The organism is Dysgonomonas sp. HDW5B (assembly GCF_011299335.1).
GTDB lineage: Bacteria > Bacteroidota > Bacteroidia > Bacteroidales > Dysgonomonadaceae > Dysgonomonas_A.
In genome coordinates, this window is sequence record NZ_CP049858.1 from 388,961 (window position 1) to 411,790 (window position 22,830).

20 protein-coding genes and 1 tRNA gene are annotated in these 22,830 nt (G+C 34.6%); 14 read left to right on the top strand and 7 right to left on the bottom strand.

What is annotated here, in order from left to right; all coding sequences use genetic code 11:
* The first annotated feature begins 213 nt into the window (after positions 1-213).
* The 13 genes from hisG to G7051_RS01595 all read left to right on the top strand — a co-directional run bounded on the left by hisG (position 214) and on the right by G7051_RS01595 (position 11,162).
* Entirely contained in the window at positions 214-1,065 is an 852-nt protein-coding gene (hisG, locus tag G7051_RS01535; RefSeq protein ID WP_166197987.1) for an ATP phosphoribosyltransferase, read from the top strand.
* Between the two features lie 12 nt (positions 1,066-1,077).
* A complete protein-coding gene (locus tag G7051_RS01540) occupies positions 1,078-1,548 on the top strand; it encodes a hypothetical protein (protein ID WP_166110000.1) in 471 nt (156 codons plus the stop codon).
* Positions 1,545-2,072, top strand: coding sequence for a GNAT family N-acetyltransferase (locus tag G7051_RS01545; RefSeq protein WP_166197989.1), 528 nt, complete (start codon positions 1,545-1,547; stop codon positions 2,070-2,072). The genes G7051_RS01540 and G7051_RS01545 overlap by 4 nt, the downstream gene beginning before the upstream one ends.
* Positions 2,073-2,104: 32 nt before the next feature.
* Positions 2,105-3,379, top strand: a complete 1,275-nt coding sequence (gene hisD, locus G7051_RS01550) for a histidinol dehydrogenase (RefSeq protein ID WP_166197991.1) — start codon at positions 2,105-2,107, stop codon at positions 3,377-3,379.
* Positions 3,379-3,822: a GNAT family N-acetyltransferase gene (locus tag G7051_RS01555; RefSeq protein ID WP_166197993.1), complete on the top strand. Its 444-nt coding sequence runs from the start codon at positions 3,379-3,381 to the stop codon at positions 3,820-3,822. Before hisD ends, G7051_RS01555 begins: the two co-directional genes overlap by 1 nt.
* A complete protein-coding gene (locus G7051_RS01560; protein WP_166197995.1) occupies positions 3,823-4,302 on the top strand; it encodes a hypothetical protein in 480 nt (159 codons plus the stop codon).
* 57 nt (positions 4,303-4,359) lie between these two features.
* Positions 4,360-4,938 (top strand): DJ-1/PfpI family protein, encoded by a 579-nt coding sequence (locus tag G7051_RS01565; RefSeq protein WP_166197997.1) that lies wholly within the window; start codon positions 4,360-4,362, stop codon positions 4,936-4,938.
* Between the two features lie 45 nt (positions 4,939-4,983).
* A complete protein-coding gene (gene hisC, locus G7051_RS01570) occupies positions 4,984-6,015 on the top strand; it encodes a histidinol-phosphate transaminase (protein WP_221412931.1) in 1,032 nt (343 codons plus the stop codon).
* Positions 6,016-6,107: 92 nt separating this feature from the next.
* Positions 6,108-6,956 (top strand): SPFH domain-containing protein, encoded by an 849-nt coding sequence (locus tag G7051_RS01575; RefSeq protein WP_166198000.1) that lies wholly within the window; start codon positions 6,108-6,110, stop codon positions 6,954-6,956.
* A 97-nt stretch (positions 6,957-7,053) separates the two neighbouring features.
* Positions 7,054-8,169 (top strand): bifunctional histidinol-phosphatase/imidazoleglycerol-phosphate dehydratase HisB, encoded by a 1,116-nt coding sequence (gene hisB, locus G7051_RS01580; protein ID WP_166198002.1) that lies wholly within the window; start codon positions 7,054-7,056, stop codon positions 8,167-8,169.
* Positions 8,170-8,257: 88 nt separating this feature from the next.
* Positions 8,258-8,328, top strand: a tRNA-Cys gene (locus G7051_RS01585).
* A 150-nt stretch (positions 8,329-8,478) separates the two neighbouring features.
* A complete protein-coding gene (locus G7051_RS01590) occupies positions 8,479-9,654 on the top strand; it encodes a site-specific integrase (RefSeq protein WP_166198004.1) in 1,176 nt (391 codons plus the stop codon).
* 482 nt (positions 9,655-10,136) lie between these two features.
* Positions 10,137-11,162 carry a hypothetical protein gene (locus G7051_RS01595; protein ID WP_166198006.1) on the top strand — a complete coding sequence of 342 codons (1,026 nt, stop codon included), beginning with the start codon at positions 10,137-10,139 and terminating at the stop codon, positions 11,160-11,162.
* A gap of 796 nt (positions 11,163-11,958) precedes the next feature.
* On the opposite strand, the gene G7051_RS01600 is transcribed toward G7051_RS01595, so the two are convergent.
* The 7 genes from G7051_RS01600 to G7051_RS01630 form a co-directional block, all read right to left on the bottom strand.
* Positions 11,959-14,811, bottom strand: a complete 2,853-nt coding sequence (locus tag G7051_RS01600) for a type I restriction endonuclease subunit R (RefSeq protein ID WP_166198009.1) — start codon at positions 14,809-14,811, stop codon at positions 11,959-11,961.
* A 4-nt stretch (positions 14,812-14,815) separates the two neighbouring features.
* Positions 14,816-16,507, bottom strand: coding sequence for a DUF262 domain-containing protein (locus tag G7051_RS01605; protein ID WP_166198011.1), 1,692 nt, complete (start codon positions 16,505-16,507; stop codon positions 14,816-14,818).
* Between the two features lie 2 nt (positions 16,508-16,509).
* The gene (locus G7051_RS01610; protein WP_166198013.1) at positions 16,510-17,157 is read right to left on the bottom strand and encodes a GIY-YIG nuclease family protein; all 648 of its coding nucleotides are present in this window, start codon (positions 17,155-17,157) and stop codon (positions 16,510-16,512) included.
* 3 nt (positions 17,158-17,160) lie between these two features.
* Positions 17,161-18,222 carry a hypothetical protein gene (locus G7051_RS01615; protein WP_166198015.1) on the bottom strand — a complete coding sequence of 354 codons (1,062 nt, stop codon included), beginning with the start codon at positions 18,220-18,222 and terminating at the stop codon, positions 17,161-17,163.
* 4 nt (positions 18,223-18,226) lie between these two features.
* The gene (locus G7051_RS01620) at positions 18,227-19,465 is read right to left on the bottom strand and encodes a restriction endonuclease subunit S (RefSeq protein ID WP_166198017.1); all 1,239 of its coding nucleotides are present in this window, start codon (positions 19,463-19,465) and stop codon (positions 18,227-18,229) included.
* Positions 19,466-19,481: 16 nt separating this feature from the next.
* Positions 19,482-21,044, bottom strand: coding sequence for a type I restriction-modification system subunit M (locus tag G7051_RS01625; RefSeq protein ID WP_166198019.1), 1,563 nt, complete (start codon positions 21,042-21,044; stop codon positions 19,482-19,484).
* Between the two features lie 184 nt (positions 21,045-21,228).
* Complete coding sequence (locus G7051_RS01630) at positions 21,229-22,107, bottom strand: HEPN domain-containing protein (protein WP_166198021.1); 879 nt, start codon at positions 22,105-22,107, stop codon at positions 21,229-21,231.
* Positions 22,108-22,379: 272 nt separating this feature from the next.
* Here G7051_RS01630 and G7051_RS01635 point away from each other — a divergent pair, with 272 nt between their 5' ends.
* Positions 22,380-22,772: a hypothetical protein gene (locus G7051_RS01635; RefSeq protein ID WP_166198023.1), complete on the top strand. Its 393-nt coding sequence runs from the start codon at positions 22,380-22,382 to the stop codon at positions 22,770-22,772.
* Positions 22,773-22,830 lie beyond the last annotated feature (58 nt).

Genomic DNA, 22,830 nt, shown 5'->3' on the forward strand with positions numbered 1-22,830 from the left:
TCGGGAAATCTCTTTGTGTTTTATTTTTTCTTACTATATTTGCCTTTGTATAAAGAAAATCAACAATGACAAGACAATTACATCATCATCACCTCTATTTCTCTTCATTTGGTAAGTGAGGTCTTATTATGATGTATTCAAAATAACACAAGAAGTAAAGACTTACCTAAATATAGGTGGGTCTTTTTTTTTAACTAATTATTTAAATAATATATGCTACGCATTGCTATCCAATCTAAAGGTCGACTCTTTGAAGAAACAATGGAACTTCTACAAGAGGCAGGTATTAAACTTAATAACAAGAAAAGAACTTTACTTGTTCCTGTAAAAGGTTTCGATGTTGAGATCTTATTTCTTCGGGACGATGATATCCCTCAAGCTGTTGCAACAGGCGTAGCTGATGTAGGTATTGTAGGAGAAAATGAATTTGTAGAAAAGAAAGAAGGAGCACTAATAGTCAAACGACTTGGCTTCAGTAAATGTCGCTTATCTTTAGCAATTCCTAAAGACATCGATTATTTAGACCTCAACTGGTTTAATAACAAAACGATAGCTACCTCCTACCCTCATATCCTCAATAAATACTTAGCTGATAATTCTATACAATCAGAAATACACGTTATATCGGGTTCAGTAGAAATAGCACCAAGTATAGGTCTTGCAGATGCCATATTTGACATTGTAAGTTCAGGTAGCACACTGGTTAGTAATCGTTTGAAAGAAGTTGCAGTTGTAATGCAGTCAGAAGCATTATTGATCGCTAACAATACTTTATCTGACCAAAAACAAAGAATATTAGACGAATTGATATTCAGAATAGAATCTGTACAATTTGCTGAAGGCAAAAAATACATCTTATTAAATGCGCCTAACACCAAAGTAGACGATATTATTTCTCTATTACCGGGGATGAAAAGTCCGACAGTGATGCCTCTGGCTGAGTCGGGATGGAGTTCGATACACTCTGTAATAGCAGAAAAACAATTTTGGGATATTATAGGAAAATTAAAAGCATTAGGAGCCGAAGGCATTCTAGTGATCCCAATCGAAAAAATGATCTTGTAAAAATATTCTCAGATGCAAACCGTCAAAGAATACTTCTCACTATTATATATAATATATATCAGTGTACTTATAGCCTCCTGCTTGTTTTTAGTTTTTTCATTAATAACAATTGAGGCTAATAGTTTCTCTGAACATGATATACCCTACATAATTTCAACCGGAGTTGTTATGATTGTCGGCTACATCTTATCTTATTTATACTCTAAAAAGAAAATAAAAGAAGCCAAACAGAAACGAGGATTACGAGAAAAGCTAACAGATTACAGGAAAGTGTTATTTATTCCTTGGATTATTATAAGTATTACAATTATATTTTCCATTATTTGTTATACTATTACCGGTGAACATGTTTTTGTCTGTACAACTCTTTTTTCTCTGGTTATTTTCTTATTGAACAAACCTAGCCGTAGAAATCTTATTGAAAGATTAGATTTGGAAAACGATGAGCAGCAAATTTTAGAAAATCCAAAATCAGCAATATGATAGAGATTACAAAAACAATTGTTTTACGCCCCACAACACTAGAATCGACTTCCGATATTTATGAAGCGATAATAAGTAACCGGAATTATCTGAGGACATGGTTGCCTTTTATTGATTCTACAATAGACAAAAGCTATACACAAGCTTATGTTCAAAGCGTAATTGACAATGAAGAGGTTCAATATAGCATCTACGATTCCAATAAGTTTATAGGCCGAATCGGTTTTAATCATATGGATTCAGTAAATCATAAAGCCGAAATCGGTTATTGGATTATAGAAGAAGCACAAGGGAAAGGTATCATAACCAAATCGGTAAAAGAATTACTGATGCTGGCATTTACTGATCTCAACTTAAATAAGATTGTCATAAAAGCCGGCGTTGAAAACACGAAAAGCCGAAGCATACCCGAAAGACTGGGCTTTACGCTCGAAGGTATTGAACGTGATGGTGAATTATTGGTTGACAACAAATATACTGATTTGGCTGTTTACGGATTATTAAAAAGAGAATTCAAGGTCTAAGACATTATAAGATATACTTTATACTTACAAAAATGAAAGTCATAAAATATCCGCAGAGAAGCGAGTGGAGCAAAATATTGGCTCGCCCTGCATTCGATACCTCTTCATTAAATGCAACAGTAAGTTCGATCTTAGCTGAAATAAAATCAGGCGGGGATAAAGCTGTAATCAGCTATGGAGAAAAGTTTGATAAAGTACAATTATCCTCTTTATCTGTATCTGAAAAAGAGATTGAAGATTCTGATAAATTGCTTTCGGAAGAACTGAAATCGGCAATAAGGACAGCTAAAGATAATATCGAGAAGTTTCATGCTGCTCAAAAATTTGAACCTAAAAAAATAGAAACCACCGCAGGCGTAGTTTGCTGGCAAAAAGCAGTGGGAATCGAAAAAGTAGGATTATACATACCCGGAGGTACTGCTCCCCTATTTTCTACGGTTTTAATGCTTGCAGTTCCTGCAAAAATAGCAGGCTGTAGAGAAATAGTATTATGCACCCCTCCTGATAAAGACGGCAATGTGAATCCCGCCATATTATACGCTGCAAAAGTTGCAGGTGTGAATAAGATCTTCAAGATCGGAGGAGTTCAAGCTATTGGTGCAATGGCATACGGAACAGAAAGTGTTCCTAAAGTATATAAAATATTTGGGCCCGGAAACCAGTATGTAGTAGCTGCCAAACAATTGGTCAGCTTAAAAGATGTAGCAATAGATATGCCCGCAGGTCCATCGGAAGTGCAAGTGATTGCCGACGAAACTGCAAATCCTACTTTTATAGCTTCTGACTTGTTATCGCAAGCTGAACACGGAGTAGATAGTCAGGTAATACTTACGACTACTAATGAGAACATTATACAGTCTGTTATTACTGAAATAGAAAAACAACTGGCAGAACTTCCCAGAAAAGAAATAGCGGAAAAAGCACTTCAACATAGTATTGCGATTTTATTAAACAACGAAGAAGAGTTGATTGAGTTAACCAATGAGTATGCTCCTGAGCATCTCATTATTGAAACTAAGAATTATATTGACTTCGTTGATAAGATAATAAATGCCGGATCGGTATTTTTAGGGCATTATACGCCCGAAAGTGCAGGAGATTATGCTTCGGGAACAAACCATACTTTACCAACCAATGGTCATGCTAAAGCATACAGTGGTGTTAATCTGGATAGTTTCGTGAAAAAAATTACATTTCAGGAAATAAGTAAAGAAGGTATCAAAAATCTCGGATCAACTATTGAAATTATGGCTGAAAACGAATTGCTTTTTGCTCATAAAAATGCAGTAACGCTTCGACTTAAATAATGATATTTAAACTGATTACATACGGTAGCAAGGAATACTCCGAAATGGTAGAATTACGTTATCAAATATTACGTAAGCCTCTCGGACTTGATTTCTCGGAAGAATATTTATCCAAAGAGAAATCAGATTACCTGTGTGTATGTGAAGAGGACACCAAGACCATAGGAGCTTGTATACTTACACCAATTGATAATAATATCATTCAGCTCAGGCAAATGGCTGTTGCTGATAATTATCAGGGCAAAGGTATTGGTAAAATGCTTATTACCTTTGCAGAACAAACAGCAACGGATAATGGTTTTAATAAAATAACTCTTCATGCCCGAAAAACAGCTGTACCATTTTATGAAAAGCTTGGTTATTCAATAGTAGGTGACGAATTTACTGAGGTAGATATTCCTCATTATGAAATGAAGAAGAGTTTTATACAAAAATTACAATAAATGGATAATAATAATAATAATAATAATAATTGGGAAGCTGAAAAAAAACAAGTACTAGATACTGTTTCAAAATATATAGATATTACACTGACACCTTTTGGTAAACCTCAAAGACAGGTAATAGATGTCGAAAAAAGAGACCCGATGTACGGTGGAAATGGTGTAGTATATATGCTTTCTCTTTTTGAAAAAGATGAATTGGTCAATAACCGTATCGGTGTTTATATGGTATTGATGAACAATGGCGACCAAGCCGGATTTCATGAGCATGGAAGCAAAAAAGAACAAGAGTTATATGTATTAGTACATGGCAAAGGTGAATACATCGAACGTATTGGCGAAGACAATATAACACGAAAGTTTGACTTAAAGAAAGGAAATGTAACCTGTATTCAGGGAGATAACAACTATCACTCAATTATTAATACAGGAAACGAACCTCTAATTATATTTGTAGTTACTACCTACGAAGCAAAATAAAGGTCTCAACTCCTTAAATAACAGTTGAAAAAACTTAACTTTTAAAACATTACAGCTATGAGCAAGAAAATTTTAATGTTAGCAGGCGATTTCGTTGAAGATTATGAGTTGATGGTTCCATACCAAGCGTTAGAATCTCTAGGTTTTCATGTAGATGTAGTTTGCCCTGACAAGAAAACAGGAGATACGATTGCTACAGCGATACATGATTTTACAGATTATCAAACATATATCGAATTAAGAGGACATAACTTTGTTATCACTAAAAATTTCGATGATGTAAGACTCGAGGAGTATTGCGGATTATACATAACAGGAGGAAGAGCTCCCGAATATATCCGACTAAACAAGAAAGTATTGGACTATACACGATACTTCTTCGATAAGAACTTGCCTGTTGCTGCTATCTGCCATGGTATTCAAATATTAACCGCAGCAAAAGTTGTATCGGGTAGAACTCTGACTTGTTATGCAGCCGTAGCTCCCGAAGTAGACTTAGCTGGAGGTATATATAAAAATATTGCCCCTGCGGAAGCCATTACAGACGGAAACTTAACAACATCACCAGCATGGCCGGGACATCAAGCTATATTGGCTGAATTTTATAAATTGTTAGGTGTTAAAATCTCAATCTAAGGTCTCCGACCTTATTATCTTTTTGATAAACTTTTTATTTTTAGAATAATGAATTTACAACAGTTAGTTCGCAAAAACATATGGAATCTGAAAGCGTATTCTTCTGCCAGAGATGAATTCAAAGGAGAAGCATCCGTTTATCTTGATGCAAATGAGAATCCCTTAAATGGTCCTTATAACCGTTACCCCGATCCTTTACAGTGGAAACTCAAAGAAAAAGTTTCTGAAATAAAGCATGTAGATATCCAAAAGATATTTTTTGGTAACGGAAGTGACGAACCTATCGATATTGTAATCCGTATTTTTTGCGAGCCTACTGTTGATAATATTGTTGCTATCGATCCTACCTATGGCATGTACAAGGTATGTGCAGATATCAACAATGTTAAATACCGGTCAGTACTGCTTAAAGATAATTTCATCCTAGATGCAGATGCTGTTCTAAAAGCTACGGATGATAAAAGCAAGATTATATTTCTTTGCTCTCCAAATAATCCCTCGGGAAACTTGTTGAATAAAGAAGAAGTCTTGAAGATTGTTCAAGGTTTTTCTGGAATAGTAGTTTTAGACGAAGCTTATATCGACTTTGCTCCCGAAGCAAGCTGGGTATCGGAATTAGATAAATACCCTAACCTTATAATTCTACAAACATTCTCTAAAGCATGGGGAATAGCAGCTGTAAGATTAGGAATGGCATTTGCTTCGCCCGAAATAATCAGCTTATTTAATAAGGTGAAATATCCTTACAATATAAATATACTGACACAAAACTTTGTACAATCCGAATTAGATAAAATACAACTGAAAGAGGAATGGGTAAAAACACTTCTTGCACAAAGAGTTTATCTTGTACAGGAACTATTAAAGATTTCATTTATAGAAAAGATATATCCTTCGGATGCCAACTTTATATTGGTAAAAGTTCCCGATGCTAATGATACATATAATAAATTGGTAAATCAAGGTATTATCATACGCAACAGAAATACAGTGTCTCTCTGCAATGGATGTCTGCGAGTAACCATTGGAACTAAAGAAGAAAATAACAAGCTGATTGGTGCTCTAAAATCTATTTAAGGCAGCAGACCTTTTTGATTGTTTTGGCAAGCAAATCAACTACAATTAGCTATAGCTTTGAATATAGCATTATACATTTTACATTACTCAATATGCCAATAGAAATAGAAGAAGATAAAAAGAAAAAGAAGGGTAATAAGAAGTGGAAATTCTTACTTGTTTTATTCCTTATACTAGTAATAGGTGGAATATTCAGTAAATTCTTCATGCAGATAAAACATATTCAATCCGGATATATCGGTGTACAATCGAGTATAGGAAACCCTTTGGATAATACGGTTGATTATAACTCTAAAGTAGTAAAAGGCTATGTAGTCTTTATGCCTATGTATACAGAAATAGCAATCTACCCCACTACCATCCAAACAGTCGCATACGATTCTATCAGGATAAATGCACTGGATGGTACTGAATTTATTGTGAAACCAAGAATATCCTATCAGGTAGATGAATCGAAAGTCGAACTTCTTTACAAAAGTGATAAGCAATCTTTGTCTGAAATAAACAATAATTATCTCAAAGAAATAGTTGCTCATTCATATGCACAAGCGGCAGGAGTTTTCAGTTCAGATTCACTTGTCAGCAATAAAAATAGTTTTGAAACTCAGGTTAGCAATATCCTATCTTCTAAAATGGGTGAAATCGGATTGATTCTGAAAAATACCAATTCGAATTTACAGATACCTCAAAAGATAAAAGATATTATCGCTCTTCGCAGTCAAGCTCTTCAAAATGCGATTTTAGCCGAAGACAAAATAAAGCAGGCAGAAGCAGAAGCCCAGATTGCTCTACTGGAGGCTAGAACCAAAAGTAGAGAAGATTCATTAAAGAATTCTGCGATAACTTCTCTTGCTATTCAAAAGATGTTCATCGAAAAATGGGATGGAAAATTGCCTGTATATGGCGATACTCCCAAGATTTACAAAAACATAACTGAATAATAAGAATTTAGGTGTATATGTATGCTTACAAGTATACTAAGTAAGGTCTCTTATTGTTCTGAAAATATATCATTAAAATACTTTTATTCACTTACTAATGAAGAAAAAAGCCCTATTCATAGACAGAGACGGAACTATTGTGATAGAGCCTCCTGTTGATTATCAATTGGACAGCCTCGAAAAGTTAGAGTTTTATCCGAAAGTTCTCCGGAATCTATTCTTCATTCAGAAAAATCTGGATTTTGAATTTGTAATGGTCACCAATCAAGATGGATTAGGTACTTCATCTTTTCCTGAAGATACATTTTGGCCGGCTCACAATAAAATGTTAAAGACTCTTGAAGGTGAAGGCATCACTTTTAGTGATATTCTAATCGACAGAAGTTTTCCCGAAGACAATGCCCCTACACGCAAACCACGCACAGGTATGCTTACTAAATACCTTTCAAGTGAATATGACTTACAAAATTCATTTGTTATTGGAGACAGACTCACTGATATTGAATTAGCCAAAAATTTAGGCTGCAGAGGCATCTTTTTAAAAGAAGATACTGAGCTCCCCACAGAATTAAAAGAATATTGTGTACTGCAAACCGAAAATTGGGATACTATAAGTGAATTTCTTTTTGCAGGCGAACGTAAAGCAGAGATAAAACGTACAACGAAAGAGACAGATATATACGTATCTTTAAATTTAGATGGCAAAGGCTCGTGCGATATTCATACAGGGTTATCTTTCTTTGATCATATGCTCGAGCAGATTGGCAAGCATTCGAATACAGATCTTACTATAAAAGTTAACGGTGATTTGAATGTAGATGAACATCACACCATAGAAGATACTGCTATCGCCCTAGGAGAAGCCATTTCTAAGGCTTTAGGAGACAAAAGAGGGATAGAACGCTACGGCTACTGCCTTCCAATGGATGATTGCTTATGTACTGTGGCTATTGACTTCGGAGGAAGGCCTTGGCTGGTATGGGATGCCGATTTTAAACGTGAAAAAGTGGGTGATATGCCAACGGAAATGTTTTTACACTTTTTCAAGTCTTTAAGTGATGCTGCAAAAATGAATCTGAATATAAAAGCAGAGGGTACAAATGAACATCATAAGATAGAAGGTATCTTCAAAGCTCTTGCCAGATCTATAAAAATGGCCAAGCAACGAGATATATTCAATTACGAACTCCCTAGCACAAAGGGTGTTATTTAACATTCTGAAAACTTTGGGCTAAAATCGGCAAATTGTTTTGGCTAAATCAAGATATTGACTTATATTTGCACTCGCTAAGCCCAAAATTGGTTCCTTGGCCGAGTGGCTAGGCACCGGTCTGCAAAACCGTCTACGGCGGTTCGAATCCGCCAGGAACCTCTAGAAGCATTGAAGGAATAGAAATTAAAACTCTATTCCTTCTGTTTTTCAAAGACTTACGTCCTCTGTGGTGGAAGGATAAAAAGGTTAAATTTCATAGTTTTTAGCTATTTGTTTTACAAATGTTTTACAGTAAAACAAACAAATAGCATGAGAAAAGCGACTATCCAAATTGAGTTACGAAAAGACTATGTAACTCGTGAAGGCAAACAAATGGTTTGTCTGCGTTATACTGCACATCGACGTTCTACACTAATCAGCCTAAACATCTCAGTATTTCCTAAACACTGGAATAACATCTCGAAAACTGTTCGAGGAGGTATTCATCGTTGTGATTTTTACAACAAGACAATCAAAGAGATTTACAATAAAGCTGATAATCTTGTAATGGAGAATTACTTTAAACCTCTACCCTTTCCTGAATTTATGAACAAATTAATGGATAGAAATCATGGCAATACAGATTTTTATACATTCATAGAGGATGAAATAGAGTTATTGAAAGCCTCTCGTGCTAGTGGCACTATAGCAAATTATTACAAGCTAATCAATACGATGAAGAAATGGAGACCTATTCTTTCATTTGAAGATATAACACTAGATTATATTCAACGATTCCATAAACATGAGCTTGAAAGTGGTAATATCCTATCTACAGTTTACAAGAAACATTCAAACTTTAAATTTCTTGTAGGCTTAGCTGTTGATAAAGAAAAGCTATCTAAGAATCCTTATGAGAAGTTTGAGATAAAGAAGAATATCAAGGCTCAAAATAATGATGTGCTAACTGAAGAAGAGTTGAAGAAACTCCAAATAGCCTATGATGAGAATAAATATGAGGAAGGTAAACACGAGGTCTTACGTGAATTTTTGTTCAGTTGTTATACTAGCCTGTCATTCGCTGAGTTTTCAGTCCTCACTTACGATGATTTAAAGCCCTTACAACTGAAAGATGGACAAACTTACGCTATGCTATATAATGAACGCACCAAGACAAGCGTAGCCTATAAAATCCCCATAGTTTCACCTACTGTAGTAAAACTATTAGGAGATGGCGAATCTTTTCAAAAAATATTTCAGCCTTTGACTAATCAACCTACAAATCGATATTTGAAAGAGATAATGACTGACCTAAAGATTAAAAAGACAATAACCTTCCATCGAGCCCGACATACGTTCCGAACTATTACTGCTAAAAGGGGCATTAGAGACGGTATTGCCGAACGTATAATGGGGCATGCAGAGGGTAATGACATTAAGGATATTTACACCCATCTGCACGATGAAGATATTATTATGGAGATGGCGGACAAGTGGGTGGTGTAAGATATTTTCATATATTTCTTCTTTTTAAAACTGCTATACACCCCATATAAGATAAGAATAAATAAGACAAGGTTTTCGCCGTAAATACTCTAGCCGTAGGCTTGGAAGATTTACGGCGGAACTCTTTAGAGCTTGACCTTGACGTTTTATTCTTATCTCTATTATTTTGTAGAGCAGATGGAAAAAGAAAGTTAGTAATTAAAAAACATTAGGTTACCATTCCCTTACATTTTCTTCCCATCTATGGAAATAAGTAATACGATCTTTTTGTTTTCCCCTATAACTATATCAGTTTTCACTGCTATCACACTTATTGCTTCTATTGGAATGTTTATATTATTCGTGACTCCAATGCTTTGTTTATAAATAATATAACTTTGTTAAGATATATGTATGGATTTTAATGGATTGTTATTAGATTTGTTTCCTATAAATTTTACAATGGAGACCTTTAACACGTCACCACCTAAAGAATAATCTATATGGGATACACATTAAAACTTGACATCTATTATTTTAATCTTAAGAAAATAAAAGAGGAAACTACAAGACGAATTCGTGGAGAAGAGAGGGTTGCATACATTACAGAAAAAGATGAATGTATACTTGGTGATTTTGTAAATACTTTATCTATTGAAGAAATAGATGAAGTAAATTATATGAAAGTTTTTTTAGAAGATTTTATAAATGGCTTTAATGCCTCATTTAAGCCCAATAAAGTTAATACACAAGCAATGAGTGTAACTACCGACCAATTCAAAGGGTATAATTCTAATGACTATACAGTTTGGGGTATATTCAAAGGTGGTGCAACAGGTATAGAATATGACGTATATCAATCTGACAATGCAACCCTACCGACAAGCAAAATAGCAGGAGATAATGTAACATCGCTTTATTATTTCTACAAAATTTGGATACCTGTTGATTCTAATGTAGGTATTTTAATGGTGCAGAGTTACACAAATACAGGTTGTACGACTTTATTTAAAGAGCAGCTTAGTAACTATTTCATAACTAATGGTTACAAAGCAGAGTGGAGCAAATGTATTCCTGATGAATATATAGACCGGTTCTTGAAAGATGGATACATTAGCGAAATACAAGTAATTCATCGTAACAGAGATACAAATCGACCTTTAAACCCTGTTTTTAATCCATTTACACACGCAAAAAGGAGGTCTATCTTCAGTCGGTTTAAAATACCCTTTAAAGATTTCATATCAGTTGTAAACTATAAGAATGTATTAAAATCTCAGATAAAGGCAATTGATACAGACTATGATGAAACTCAAGACAAGGTAAAGCTTTTCTATGTAGATTCAGAAGGTAAAAGAGCTAATGCAACATTAGCAAATATAGATAGTATATTGCCGACAATTACATTAGATGATTCGTTGAAAGAGGACAATTCACAGTTGCCAAAATGGGATGACCTTCATCAATATACCAAAGGAATGTTGAATGATATTAAAAGGCAGATATCATATACGCCAAAATTAAGATGACATACATATTTAAACAAATATATAGGATAATTAAAGACGGAATAAAATCGCTACTATATGATATTGACGGAAATAAAAGGTCAAAATTTCAAGTATATTTAGGATTTATTTTTGTTCCAATTTTAATCTGTGTACTTACTTTTTGGAAAGAAATAAATTTAGAAGACATTATAGATAGGCTACTGACCGTGTTGAGTATATTTACTGCATTAATATTTGGTGTATTATTTACTGTCCCAGATAAATTATCTCAGCGAATAGAAAGGTTTAAGAATAAGACAGATAATAGCACTAAAAATTACCTGATACGCTTTAGCAATTTTACTCGAAGTTTTGTACAGCAGATTACGTTTATCATTGTAATTAGTTTTGCATTGATTATTCTCCTCGTCTTTCAGAAAATAAGTAATAATAATACGATAATGCTTGCTCTGACAGCTATAAATTTAGCATTATTTTATGATCTGATAATGTACATTTTACTAACTCTATCCAATATATATACTCTACTAATGGATGATATTGATATGATTAACAAAGATTTACCAAAATAAAAAAAACTCAATCATCGTCTATCTCCAATGAAAACTGTTTTTTTCTGATATAGACACTATCTTTGATAGAATTATAGCTGTTATTTGATATGGAGTCTTCATGCTGATAGTATCATTTGATTGCATCAAGAATAGGCATAATTATTCTATGTCAACAAAAACTAAAGCCAAATTTCATACTTCTTCTCGTTCAATCTACTTTTGTAATAGTAATTATTGATAAAATATGGTTAGCATGTAGCTTACATTCCCTCAATAAACGTATCAACATAATTCTTAATCTTGTCAAGCACACGCTCCGCTACAGACTTACGTTCTTTAAGGCTAGGACGGTCATTCATTATATCAATAATATCATCGCGTAAAGGCTCTTTTTCCGTAAAGAGATAATTACCTATCAATTTTTGGAGTTTTTCTCCATCCAAATTTTCATCGAGACTCAATTGCTTTAATGCTAATAACTTTTCTTCGTCCCAAAATTTGATAAATTCTTTCTCAACATCCTCCTCATCCTTTATTTTGAGTAAGTTGTTATTTATAAACTGCTCTATCAATTCTCGTTTACTACGCAACCCTACATCACCTGCCATCAAGTCTTCTATTGACTTACGCAGTCGGACTTGCTCTTCAGGTGTTTCACCTTTCAACTTCGCCAAAAGTTGGAGAATATAAGCTACATTTATTTCATCACGATGAATTAATTCCAATTCGAAGTTTACATCTTCAAGGATAGAAACTTTTTCTGTTTTCTGACTTGTACGCACTTTATCGTAAAGATCTAAGTATTTGCCTTTGTAATCATCAAATAACTGTGCATCCATAGCCAAATCGGCATAATCGAATTGCGAGAAGTACTCCAGTTTGTTTTTTAATCGCATCAACTGACGGAAGGCTGTAATAAAGGCGAACTCTTCATTTTCGTCCACTAAACAGGTAACACTATCTACCGTGGGAGCAATCTTTAATAGATCGTCAACTGCAAGGTTGAATTCTTTTACAAATTCTTCATATGGAGGCATAATGATTTCACTCTTTGCTTCTTTATTCGAAAAAAGAGCTATTGCATCGTCTGTAGCTGGTTTGAGATTACGGAAGCAAACGATGTTTCCTTGGGATTTTAGTTCATTCAATATTCGATTCGTGCGAGAGTATGCCTGTATTAGTCCGTGATATTTCAAGTTTTTATCAACATATAATGTGTTAAGTGCGGGACTATCAAAACCTGTAAGGAACATATTAACAACTAAAAGAATATCGATATGTTTGTTTTTAACTTTCTTCGAAATATCATTATAGTAGTTATAGAACGATAGGCTGTCTTTTGTAGAAAAGTTCGAACCGAACATTTTATTATAATCGGTAATATAGTCATCGAGCTTTTCACGTGAATGTTTATAAAGTGTTTCGGGTTCGTCCAGAAGTTCTTCGTCATCCATTACAAAGCCTTTAGCCTCTTTGTCGTCTTCGTTTGCCCGATAAGAGAATATAGTGGCTATTTTCAGATTATGTTTGCCCTCGTCTTTCTTCTTTTTTAAGAGGTCGTAATATGTTATAAGCACTTCTATCGATGGTACACAAAACATAGCCGTAAATTCCCGATTATGCGTTTTCCGATTGTGATTGGCTATGATGTAGTCCACAATGTTTTCCAATCGCTGAGGAGCTTCCATCACTTCTTTAGTATCGATAGCCTCTACCTCTATATCTACAATTCCTTCTTTCTTTTTTACAGTATTGATATACTCTACCGAAAATTTTAAAACATTCTCATCACGAATGGCATCTGTAATGACGTATTTATGAAGACATTCAACGAACAACTCTTCGGTGGTATGCTTACCTGTTTGATTGACAGAGGCATTTTTTGCAAAAATGGGCGTACCTGTAAAGCCGAATAGTTGACTTGCAGGGAAATACTTTTTAATGCGTTGGTGTGTATCTCCGAATTGGCTACGATGACACTCATCAAAAATAAATACTAGTTTTTTGTCTTGAAACTGCTCCATTACTTTTTTGTAGCGTTCTTTCTTGATAGCCACATCGAGTTTTTGGATGGTCGTAACAATTAGCTTTGTATTGGCATCTTCAAATTGCTTAACCAGTGACTTTGTATTTGCAGTACCATCTATGCTGCCTTTACTAAAACCGTTAAACTCTTTGGTTGTCTGATAATCTAAATCTTTACGGTCTACCACAAACACGACTTTGGCAATATTCGGTAATCCTGTTAATATCTGACTGGCTTTGAATGAGGTCAGGGTCTTACCACTACCTGTAGTATGCCAAATATAACCGTATTTGTCTGTGTTCTTTACCCGATCAACAATAGCTTCTACAGCATAAAACTGATACGGTCGTAGGACCATTAATATCTCATGCGTTTGATTCAGAACGATATACTTGGAGAGCATCTTAGACAAATGGCAGGTATCGAGAAAAGTATATGTAAATTCGCGTAGCTGCGTTATCAATCGATTACTTGTATCGCTCCAATAGAAGGTTTGTTTAAATGTTCTTGCTGCAATCTTATTATTAGCATAGTACTTAGTATTTACCCCATTACTAATAACAAATAATTGTATATACTGAAATAAGCCAATTCCTGTACTATAACTGTGGCGTTCATAGCGGTTTGTCTGTTCAAAGGCTTCTTTGAGTTCTAAACCACGACGTTTAAGTTCTATTTGCACTAATGGTAAACCGTTGATTAGTAGTGTAACATCATAACGGGTTTGGTATTTACCCTCCATCGTAATTTGTTGAGTTACTTGATAACGATTGCGACACCACTCTTCTTTCGTATTCCCTTTACTGAGGAAAGATACATAGCCTGTTTCGCCATTGTCCTTCGTATAGCTCATTATCTCACGTAAGGTTTTAGCCTTCTCGAAGATAGAACCTTTCTGCATCTGATTTAGAATTTGGTTAAACTCACGATCAGACAAAGACGGTATGTTGTTAAACAACATCAATTGTTGTCTGAAATTAGCTAATAAGCCATCCTCATTTCTGATACTTATATAATCATAACCAAGTGAAACAAGTTGCTCAACTAATCCTTTCTCCAATTCGGCTTCGGTTTGTGGTACAGTCATTTTATTAATTCATTAACTCTGTTTTTATAAAATTTCTCAGAGTGGCATTGCGTTTTTCTAGGTATTGTTTTACTGCTTCTAAATCTGTCCAATCTACAGATTGAGTGTCGATTTCGTTTTGCGACATTAAAGGAGCCATTTTAAACTCCTCACTTTTATGATTTGTATTTGCATTGTTTTTCCGAGAATTTGACGCAGTTGAATCTATAACCAAATTACCAATGCTATGCTCATAGTTTTCAATGAAATCGTCATCATAATTTATGCCTTTAGCTCTTTGTGCCGAAATATGCTCAATGTTCAACTTTGTCCTTGAATCATCATCATAATAATTTGCTATTGTCAATTCTGAAAATCCACGGACTTTTCTGAGACTATTTTCGTATTTGAACAATATATATTTAATAATGTTTTTGTTTAGCCATTCATAATAGTTATTGTAATTTAATACGTCAACTGCACGTTGATTTAGATTCCACCAATTATCTCTAACAATTGGTTTGATGATCCCCAAAATATCATCCCCTCTATTCTTAACAGCTGAATTTATGTAACTTTCAGCGTTACTACGCAATCCTATAAACACAGCTCTAAATGTAAACCTTTTTAACTCTTCAATTAAATCTTTAAATAGATGGGGTTGTTCTGATAGACAATACATCATCATTGGATAAAATGGAGCAACTCGACCTATTTCAATTAGATCATCCAATTCTTTTAAATTCAATTTATTAAACCTAATCTTCACGTAGAGTTCAAATGACTCTCTTAGTTCTTTGGGATAATTGATTATGAAGTTTTTTGCTTCATAATCTTTTTCAGCGGTAACTAATTTGCTAATCTTTTGCTTCAGATATTCTTTTCCGCCTAAATCGGTATTTCTATTAAAAACAATTGTATGATATCGCAGTATATCAATTTCATCGGATGGATTTAATCTATTATTTTCAATTATGCGATAAACACTACTAAAATGACTTTGTACATCTTTAATCAGATCATCTGGATTAGAAGAAACAGAATTTAGATTATACATCAAGAAACTTTTGATAGCTTCTAAATCTGTCAATTTTTTCCCTCTATCATTTAATAACTCAAATATTTGTGTTGCAGATGACACTTCGTCAACTACATATATTAATATCTCTGACTGAGTAGCTGTATTAAACAATTTACTCAGAATAGCAATATCTAATTTTTTAAATTCTTCTCTGAAAAAAGCTTTTGCAAATATTAATTTTTTCTGGGAAGTATATTCTATGTTAATTGGACTATTATCTTCAATGATGTATGCTTTAAAAAAAGCACTATCTTCATTTGACAAAACTAATTTCACGAAGTCTTCATCTATTATATATGTCCTTTTTTGTCTTGGTGTAGCTAAATCGGAGCATCTAGATTCCAACTCTGAAAGAAGAGATAGTATGAATATGGCAAATGTTGTTAGTCGCTGTTGCCCATCTATCACATCATATTGTTGAAAATCTTTGACCTTACCAACTTTATGAAATAAGAAAGTTCCTAAAAAATATTGCCTTTCTTTTCCTTCCAAATTATCATGTCTTTGATTTACAATATCATTTAGAAAGTCTGTTAGCTGCTGTTCTCCCCATGAGTAAGCTCTTTGATAAATAGGGATATTGAATATTTTAGAACCATCAAATAGTCCTCTCATTGTATTTTTACCTGTTTGCATATCTACTCCTCCTCTGTTGTGTATGTTTCATTATAAATATCGCTTAAGCTTTTTCCCTTGTATGTCCAGTAGGGAGTTGGCTGCAAAGCATGATCAATATGATGCAGTTCTTTTGTGGCGGCAGTCAATGAAGTTTCGATGCCATTGAACAGTATTTTACGGTCACCACATACTTCTACTTCGATATTTTGGTCGTCTATCAACTGTAACTTAGCTCCTCGGGGAATACCCATCTCGCGGAAGTTTAGTGGTGGGCGACGTTTCTTTTTGAAGTTCTCGGCAGCCACTTTATCGGCAAGGGTAATATCATTTGCCAACTCCTCCACTACTTCGTTGGTTATTTCTCTTTTGTCCAGCAATTCAAGAATGGCAATAGCTTGTTCGGGGTCGATGTCGAAAAATTCACGGCTGGTATTTATTCTGTTTTTATAGAATGCTTTGTGTAATGCTTTTTCCACCTTGCCACAATCTGAAACTTCCACCAAGCACGCATACCTGCATTCGAATGGCAAGGGTACTCCCGTGCTATACAATTCTCGTAATCGACTGTCTATTTCGTTGCGGGTGGTCATACCTATTTTGACAAGCCCAGGCATGGCAAGGTTGACCAACACATAAACTATTCCATAATTTCCATTTGTTTTTGCCATAGTTTAGATATATAATTTGTTCTTTAATGCAATTTGATGGTCTGATAATAATTCAGATTGCCTTTGGAGCAAGTTGATTTTCGAATTGACACAATTATAGAGTCCAATAAATTTTACTTGAAGGCTTAGGGGTATATACCTAATACGGATATTTCCTATATCATGAATTGAAATTCTTGGCAGTATTGAGCCTATACTTAGTTTGCTAAACTGCCTTTGATTCACTATTACTATGATTTCTAACATTTCTCTTAGTAAAGTGTTGTTAGGTGTGAGATAAGCCATAAGTACTCCTTTATTATTATTGAGTGTATCAATATAAAAATTGCCAGAATATAATTTTAATGGATAACTATTTTCCGTCTCTTGGTTAAATGATATTGAACAAACGTCCTTAAGGTTAACTACTTCGATAGATTGGTTGTCAAATAATGTAGGAATGTCCTCTTCATAGAATTTCAGACATATGCCTTTTAGAAATAGTTCAGTTTGCGTGATTTTTTCTTTTGTGAGCTTTTGCTTTTCTTCCAAAAGCCACATAAGATTATCTAGTTTCTCTCCTGCTGATCTCTTTACCAATTGTGCTATTGAGCGTAAGCGTTTATCTAGTAGTATTTTCTTTGTATCAGGTAGTTCACTCAGTAATTTCCTTATGTCTTCAAAAACATCGTAATGTAACACCTCCGATTTGGTATTATCCAAAAAGAAATGAACCGCATTATTTCGTTCTTTGGCTAATTTCCTAAAATGTATCCCCTTGTTATTTAACTCCTCTCCTAATATTTTAATACAGTCTGATATACTTATTGTTGGATATTCCCCATCTAATAAAACCGTTAATTCTAGATTGGCTTCTGTAATTTTTTTCCTCTTGGACTCCAGTATTATATCTTTCCAATCTTTGTGAGCAATATGATATTTTAAAAGTACTTCAACAGCAGATGTAAAATGAATAATCGAATATTTCTGTTTACCACTATCATAATTTAAGATTGACTCATCTATAAAATCAAGCCCATTATGTAATAGTTGCTCTAGTAAATATTTTTCATTCTTTATCTCCATAGCCTTATACAAACATTTGTTGCAAAAGTCCTTTTTTATAGTTTTTGCTTTCTTTTATCTGAGTGCTAGAAAGTGAGATAGGGTCATCTATAGCTGATAGAAAATCGACAATTTTTTGCTGCTCTTCTTCATCGACAGGCAAAGGTATTACTGCTCCATCCAAGAAATCGTTATTACTTATATTCATGGTGTTTTTTGCTCCTTTTTGCACTAATGGAACTAAATAATTGTAAGTATTAGCAGGAGACAAAAAATAAGAATCCAAAATATAACCTATGTTTTGACTCTTAGGTCTAAAAACAGCATAAAGAGTTGAAACAATACCAGTTCTATCTAGTTTGTTTTGCTTAACAATACCGAAAGGAAAATCGCTTGTTGGACTTTTCGTATAAATAACATCGTTAGGATATACAACTTTGTAATTAGAGGTGTCTTCTCCTGCATACGAACGTCCTAGATGCTCAATTTGATTTATAACTCCTTGATGTTTGGCTACAGAAAAAACCTCTTCGATCTTATGCTTATTATTATTTTTCGTTTTATGCTCAATAAGAATTTCTCTCAGCTTCTTTTCTTCCCATTTCGGATAATTATTTCCGTTTTTGTTCTTAAAGCGGAGCGTTTGTGAAAATATTTGTTGCATTACTCCTTTTTTATAGGCTTCTAGATTCTTTTTCTTTTCCTTTAGCAATTCGATACGCTTGTCTACCAAACATAGGAATTCTGCTATTTTTTGCTGCTCTGAGAGACTAGGTAGATAAAAACTTGTTTTTTCAAACTCTTTTTGTCCTAATGTTTTGTTGCGACCGGCTCCACCGGGAGAAGCCAACTCTAATAATGTTTTACCTTTTCTTGTTAAGAAAAAATGTAATAAATAATCCGTAGATGATTGCCCTTTTCTAGGGAGATACATCGGAAAACGATGAGAAGCAATAAATCCGACCTCATTGATAGTCGTTTTAGCAACAGCCTGTTCCCATGCAAAGACTATATTTACAATAAATGCGTTCTCTTTTATCCAAAAAACTCTTTTGTTCCCTAAGCTTTCTCCTTTTATTAATTCTTTATGAAATATCCCTTTACCATGTGATCTTATTCCAATCTCCCTATACCATTCCTCTTCATTTACTTCGACTGAATTTACATATCTATCCGTAACTGCTCCAATCGATTTTTCTTCCCATCCTTCTCTAAACTCTGGAAAACGTAAGGCAGGCACACGCTGTTTTTTTGTTGCTGTCATATTGTTTCCTATTTTTTTAGAATGGTGTGTTTATTCCCAGTTGACGACAAAAATCAGCTATACACTTATCCGTTTCTCCCAACTGTATATCGATCTCTTTCAGCCGTCGGCTTACTTCGGCAAGGTCAATACTTGCTTCTTTTTCAAAAGTATCTACATAACGGGGAATATTGAGGTTATAGTCATTCTCAGCTACTTCACTCAGTGGTGCTACATAACTGTATCGGTCTATATTCACACGTTGGCGGTAGGCATCTACTATCTTATCTACATGCTCATCTGTCAATGTATTTTGATTTCCTTCTTTCACAAAATCAGCCGACGCGTCTATAAATAAAATATCGTCGGGCGATATACGGCATTTTTTCAATACCAATATACAAGTGGGTATAGATGTACCATAAAATATATTGGCAGGCAAGCCTATCACGGCATCAAGGTAGTTAAGGTTTCCGATAAGGTATTGACGTATTGTTCCTTCGGATGCTCCTCTAAAGAGTACACCATGAGGAAGAATACACGCCATAGTTCCGTTGTCGGCAAGTTGATAAATCATGTGTTGCACAAACGCAAAATCGGCTTTAGACGATGGAGCAAGTTTGCCGTATTGGCTAAATCGGTCATCGGTATTGTTTAGCGGATTGTCTTTGCCTTTCCATTGTGCCGAAAATGGCGGATTGGCTACAATGGCTTCGAATCGCTTCTCCAAGTGGCGAGGATCGACAAGGGTATCTTCCTGTTCTATATTGAATTTGCTGTAATGCACGCCGTGCAGAATCATATTCATGCGTGCAAGGTTGTAGGTGGTACGGTTGAGTTCCTGTCCATAGTATTCGCTTACTTCTACTTCTTTACCAACACGCAGAAGCAAAGAACCCGATCCACATGTGGGATCGTAAACCGATCGAAGACGTTTTTTGCCTGTAGTTACTAACTTAGACAGTACTTTTGATACAGGTTGTGGTGTATAAAATTCGCCTGCTTTTTTGCCTGCTCCCGATGCAAATTTTCCGATCAGGTATTCATAAGCATCGCCCAACACATCCGATTTACTATTTGATAATTCGAAGTCTATGGCATCGAGGTGTGTAAGTACTTTGGCTATAATTTCATTACGAGCTTCGGCACTTCGTCCTAGTTTGGTAGAGTTGAGGTCAAGATCTTCAAACAGCTTGTTAAAGTCATCTTCACTATCTGTCCCCATTGTGCTCTGCTCTATTTCGTTGAGTATGCGTTGAAGGTCTTCGATGATGAAGTTACTTTTACCATCTTTTTCTGCTTGTCCTTTTTGTGCCAGCGAGCTGAAGAGGTCGCAAGGCGGGAGGTAATAACCCAGTTTTTCAAGCGATTCGTCTTTTATTGCTTCTAAGGCTTCTTTATCAGTTAGCAGACGATAGTCTGTTACGTCTTCGCTTTCGAGCAATTCGTTGGCGTACATATATTGTTTTTCGGACAAGTATTTGAAGAAAATAAATCCGAGTATGTAATCGCGAAATTCGTCGGCATCCATCTTGCCGCGTAGAGTGTTAGCTATATTCCAAAGTTGTTGTTCTAGTAACCGTTTTTGTTCTTCCGACATGATTTAATTTATATTTATATTTAATGGATTTTTATATTATTCAGACAAATGTACAACATTAATCAACCCCTATTGTATGTAGGTGGTGGCAATACGGTTTTTTAATTTGAAACGATATAGCCTTTTTGTTACTAAAAAAATGTTATGTTTTTATTTAAGCTAGTACTCATTCATTGGTTTTTATTTACCCCATCTCCCCATACTCCCCAATCTTTACCTCACAGATACGTTTAGTTATATCCCTCAGCAATTCTACCTTTGGAATAAGAGCGTCAATATCCTCCTTCGTCACCAAGAATTTGGGATTATACCTCGCCTCTACATAAGCCGCTTTGATAAGATTGAACAGCCGTTTCTCTTCCACTGTATTAAGAGGAAAGACTGTAGCCAAATCGGGCGAGTACCGTTTTACAGAAGAAGTAAGCTTCGTAAGATTATGTTGTTTATTGCTTTTTAGAGTATGTACCAGACGAATAGAGTAATAATAGTTTTCACATGCTTGGTGTAAAAGAAATGAAGCTAATTTATAATCATTGTCATTATATGCATGCCTAGAATTTCTCAAAAAGCCATTTGCATTATCAAACTTGTCATTAAAGTATTCCTGAGCCTGCTGTTTTATTTCATCAAAGTTTAGTTTTCTTCTTCGGGCAAGTTTAAACTTGCCACTGTCATAAAGCATTACACCTTCCTCTTTAATTTGTGTATAGAAATAGCGACCCTCTTCCAAGTCCTTATTAAGCTTCTTAATATCGTCATTTATAAAGTTTACAGGAGTTTGCTTGTCAGGATCCTTGTAATACAGATCATCTATATTATCCAATATATGCCCTGCATTCTTGTCGGCTATTCCACTTGTAACGACCAGTATATCATAGTCGCTCATGTAGGTAGTTGTTATTCCAAACTCGACCCTCTCGTCATAGTCTACAAACTCATTCCTTGCATAACTGCCGTAAAGGATTATCATTTCGGCTTGGGGTAAGCGTTTATTAATCTCCTGTACAAGAAAATTCAAATCTTCTTGTTTATGTTTAGGCAGATAAGCTATCGACTTTTTCATGGAACAAATTTGCATTATTTTAGTGAAAGGATAAAGATAAGTAAAAATCGAAAAAGAGGATTAACATATTCTATATTATTCTATATTTGTAGTTACAAGACCAAAAGAATGTCGGTATCTCGTATTGTTTCTATTTGCTTTGTCAGTTCATACTTGGTAAATAGCCTTTGATCAGATAAGCGTGAAATTGATTTAAGCTTTTGTTCCCATATTATAGTATTATCTAAATTCAGTCTGATATGTAATTTATCAGGCTCTAAACAGACATATATATGGCAACACAAGAAACAAGCTCAACCGAATATTGTGCAAGACTCATAAACTGTGCACACTTAGTATTAAAGCTATCCCATAACGAAATCAAAGAAGGTTATTCCGACAATCCGATGTATGTAGCCGAATATATTGAAAAAGGAATCACGGAGAATGTAATCGAGCTTCTGTTCGATGACGAAAAAGCAACCCTCTCCTGCACCTTTGATGAAAACAAGAACTGTAATACCTCCTATATCTTCCTTGATAACTTAGACGAGATGGACAACTATATTACTTATCTACATGATCAGTACGATTATGACTATACTCTCAGTTGTTGGGTATTACCTGACTCTTTCATTTCCATAAAAAGGACGAAAGACGATATTTACTTTGTGTCTTTTTATTAAATCAGTATTTACATATTCAGCGTGCCAAAAATGGCACGCTGAATATAATCTAATCTAT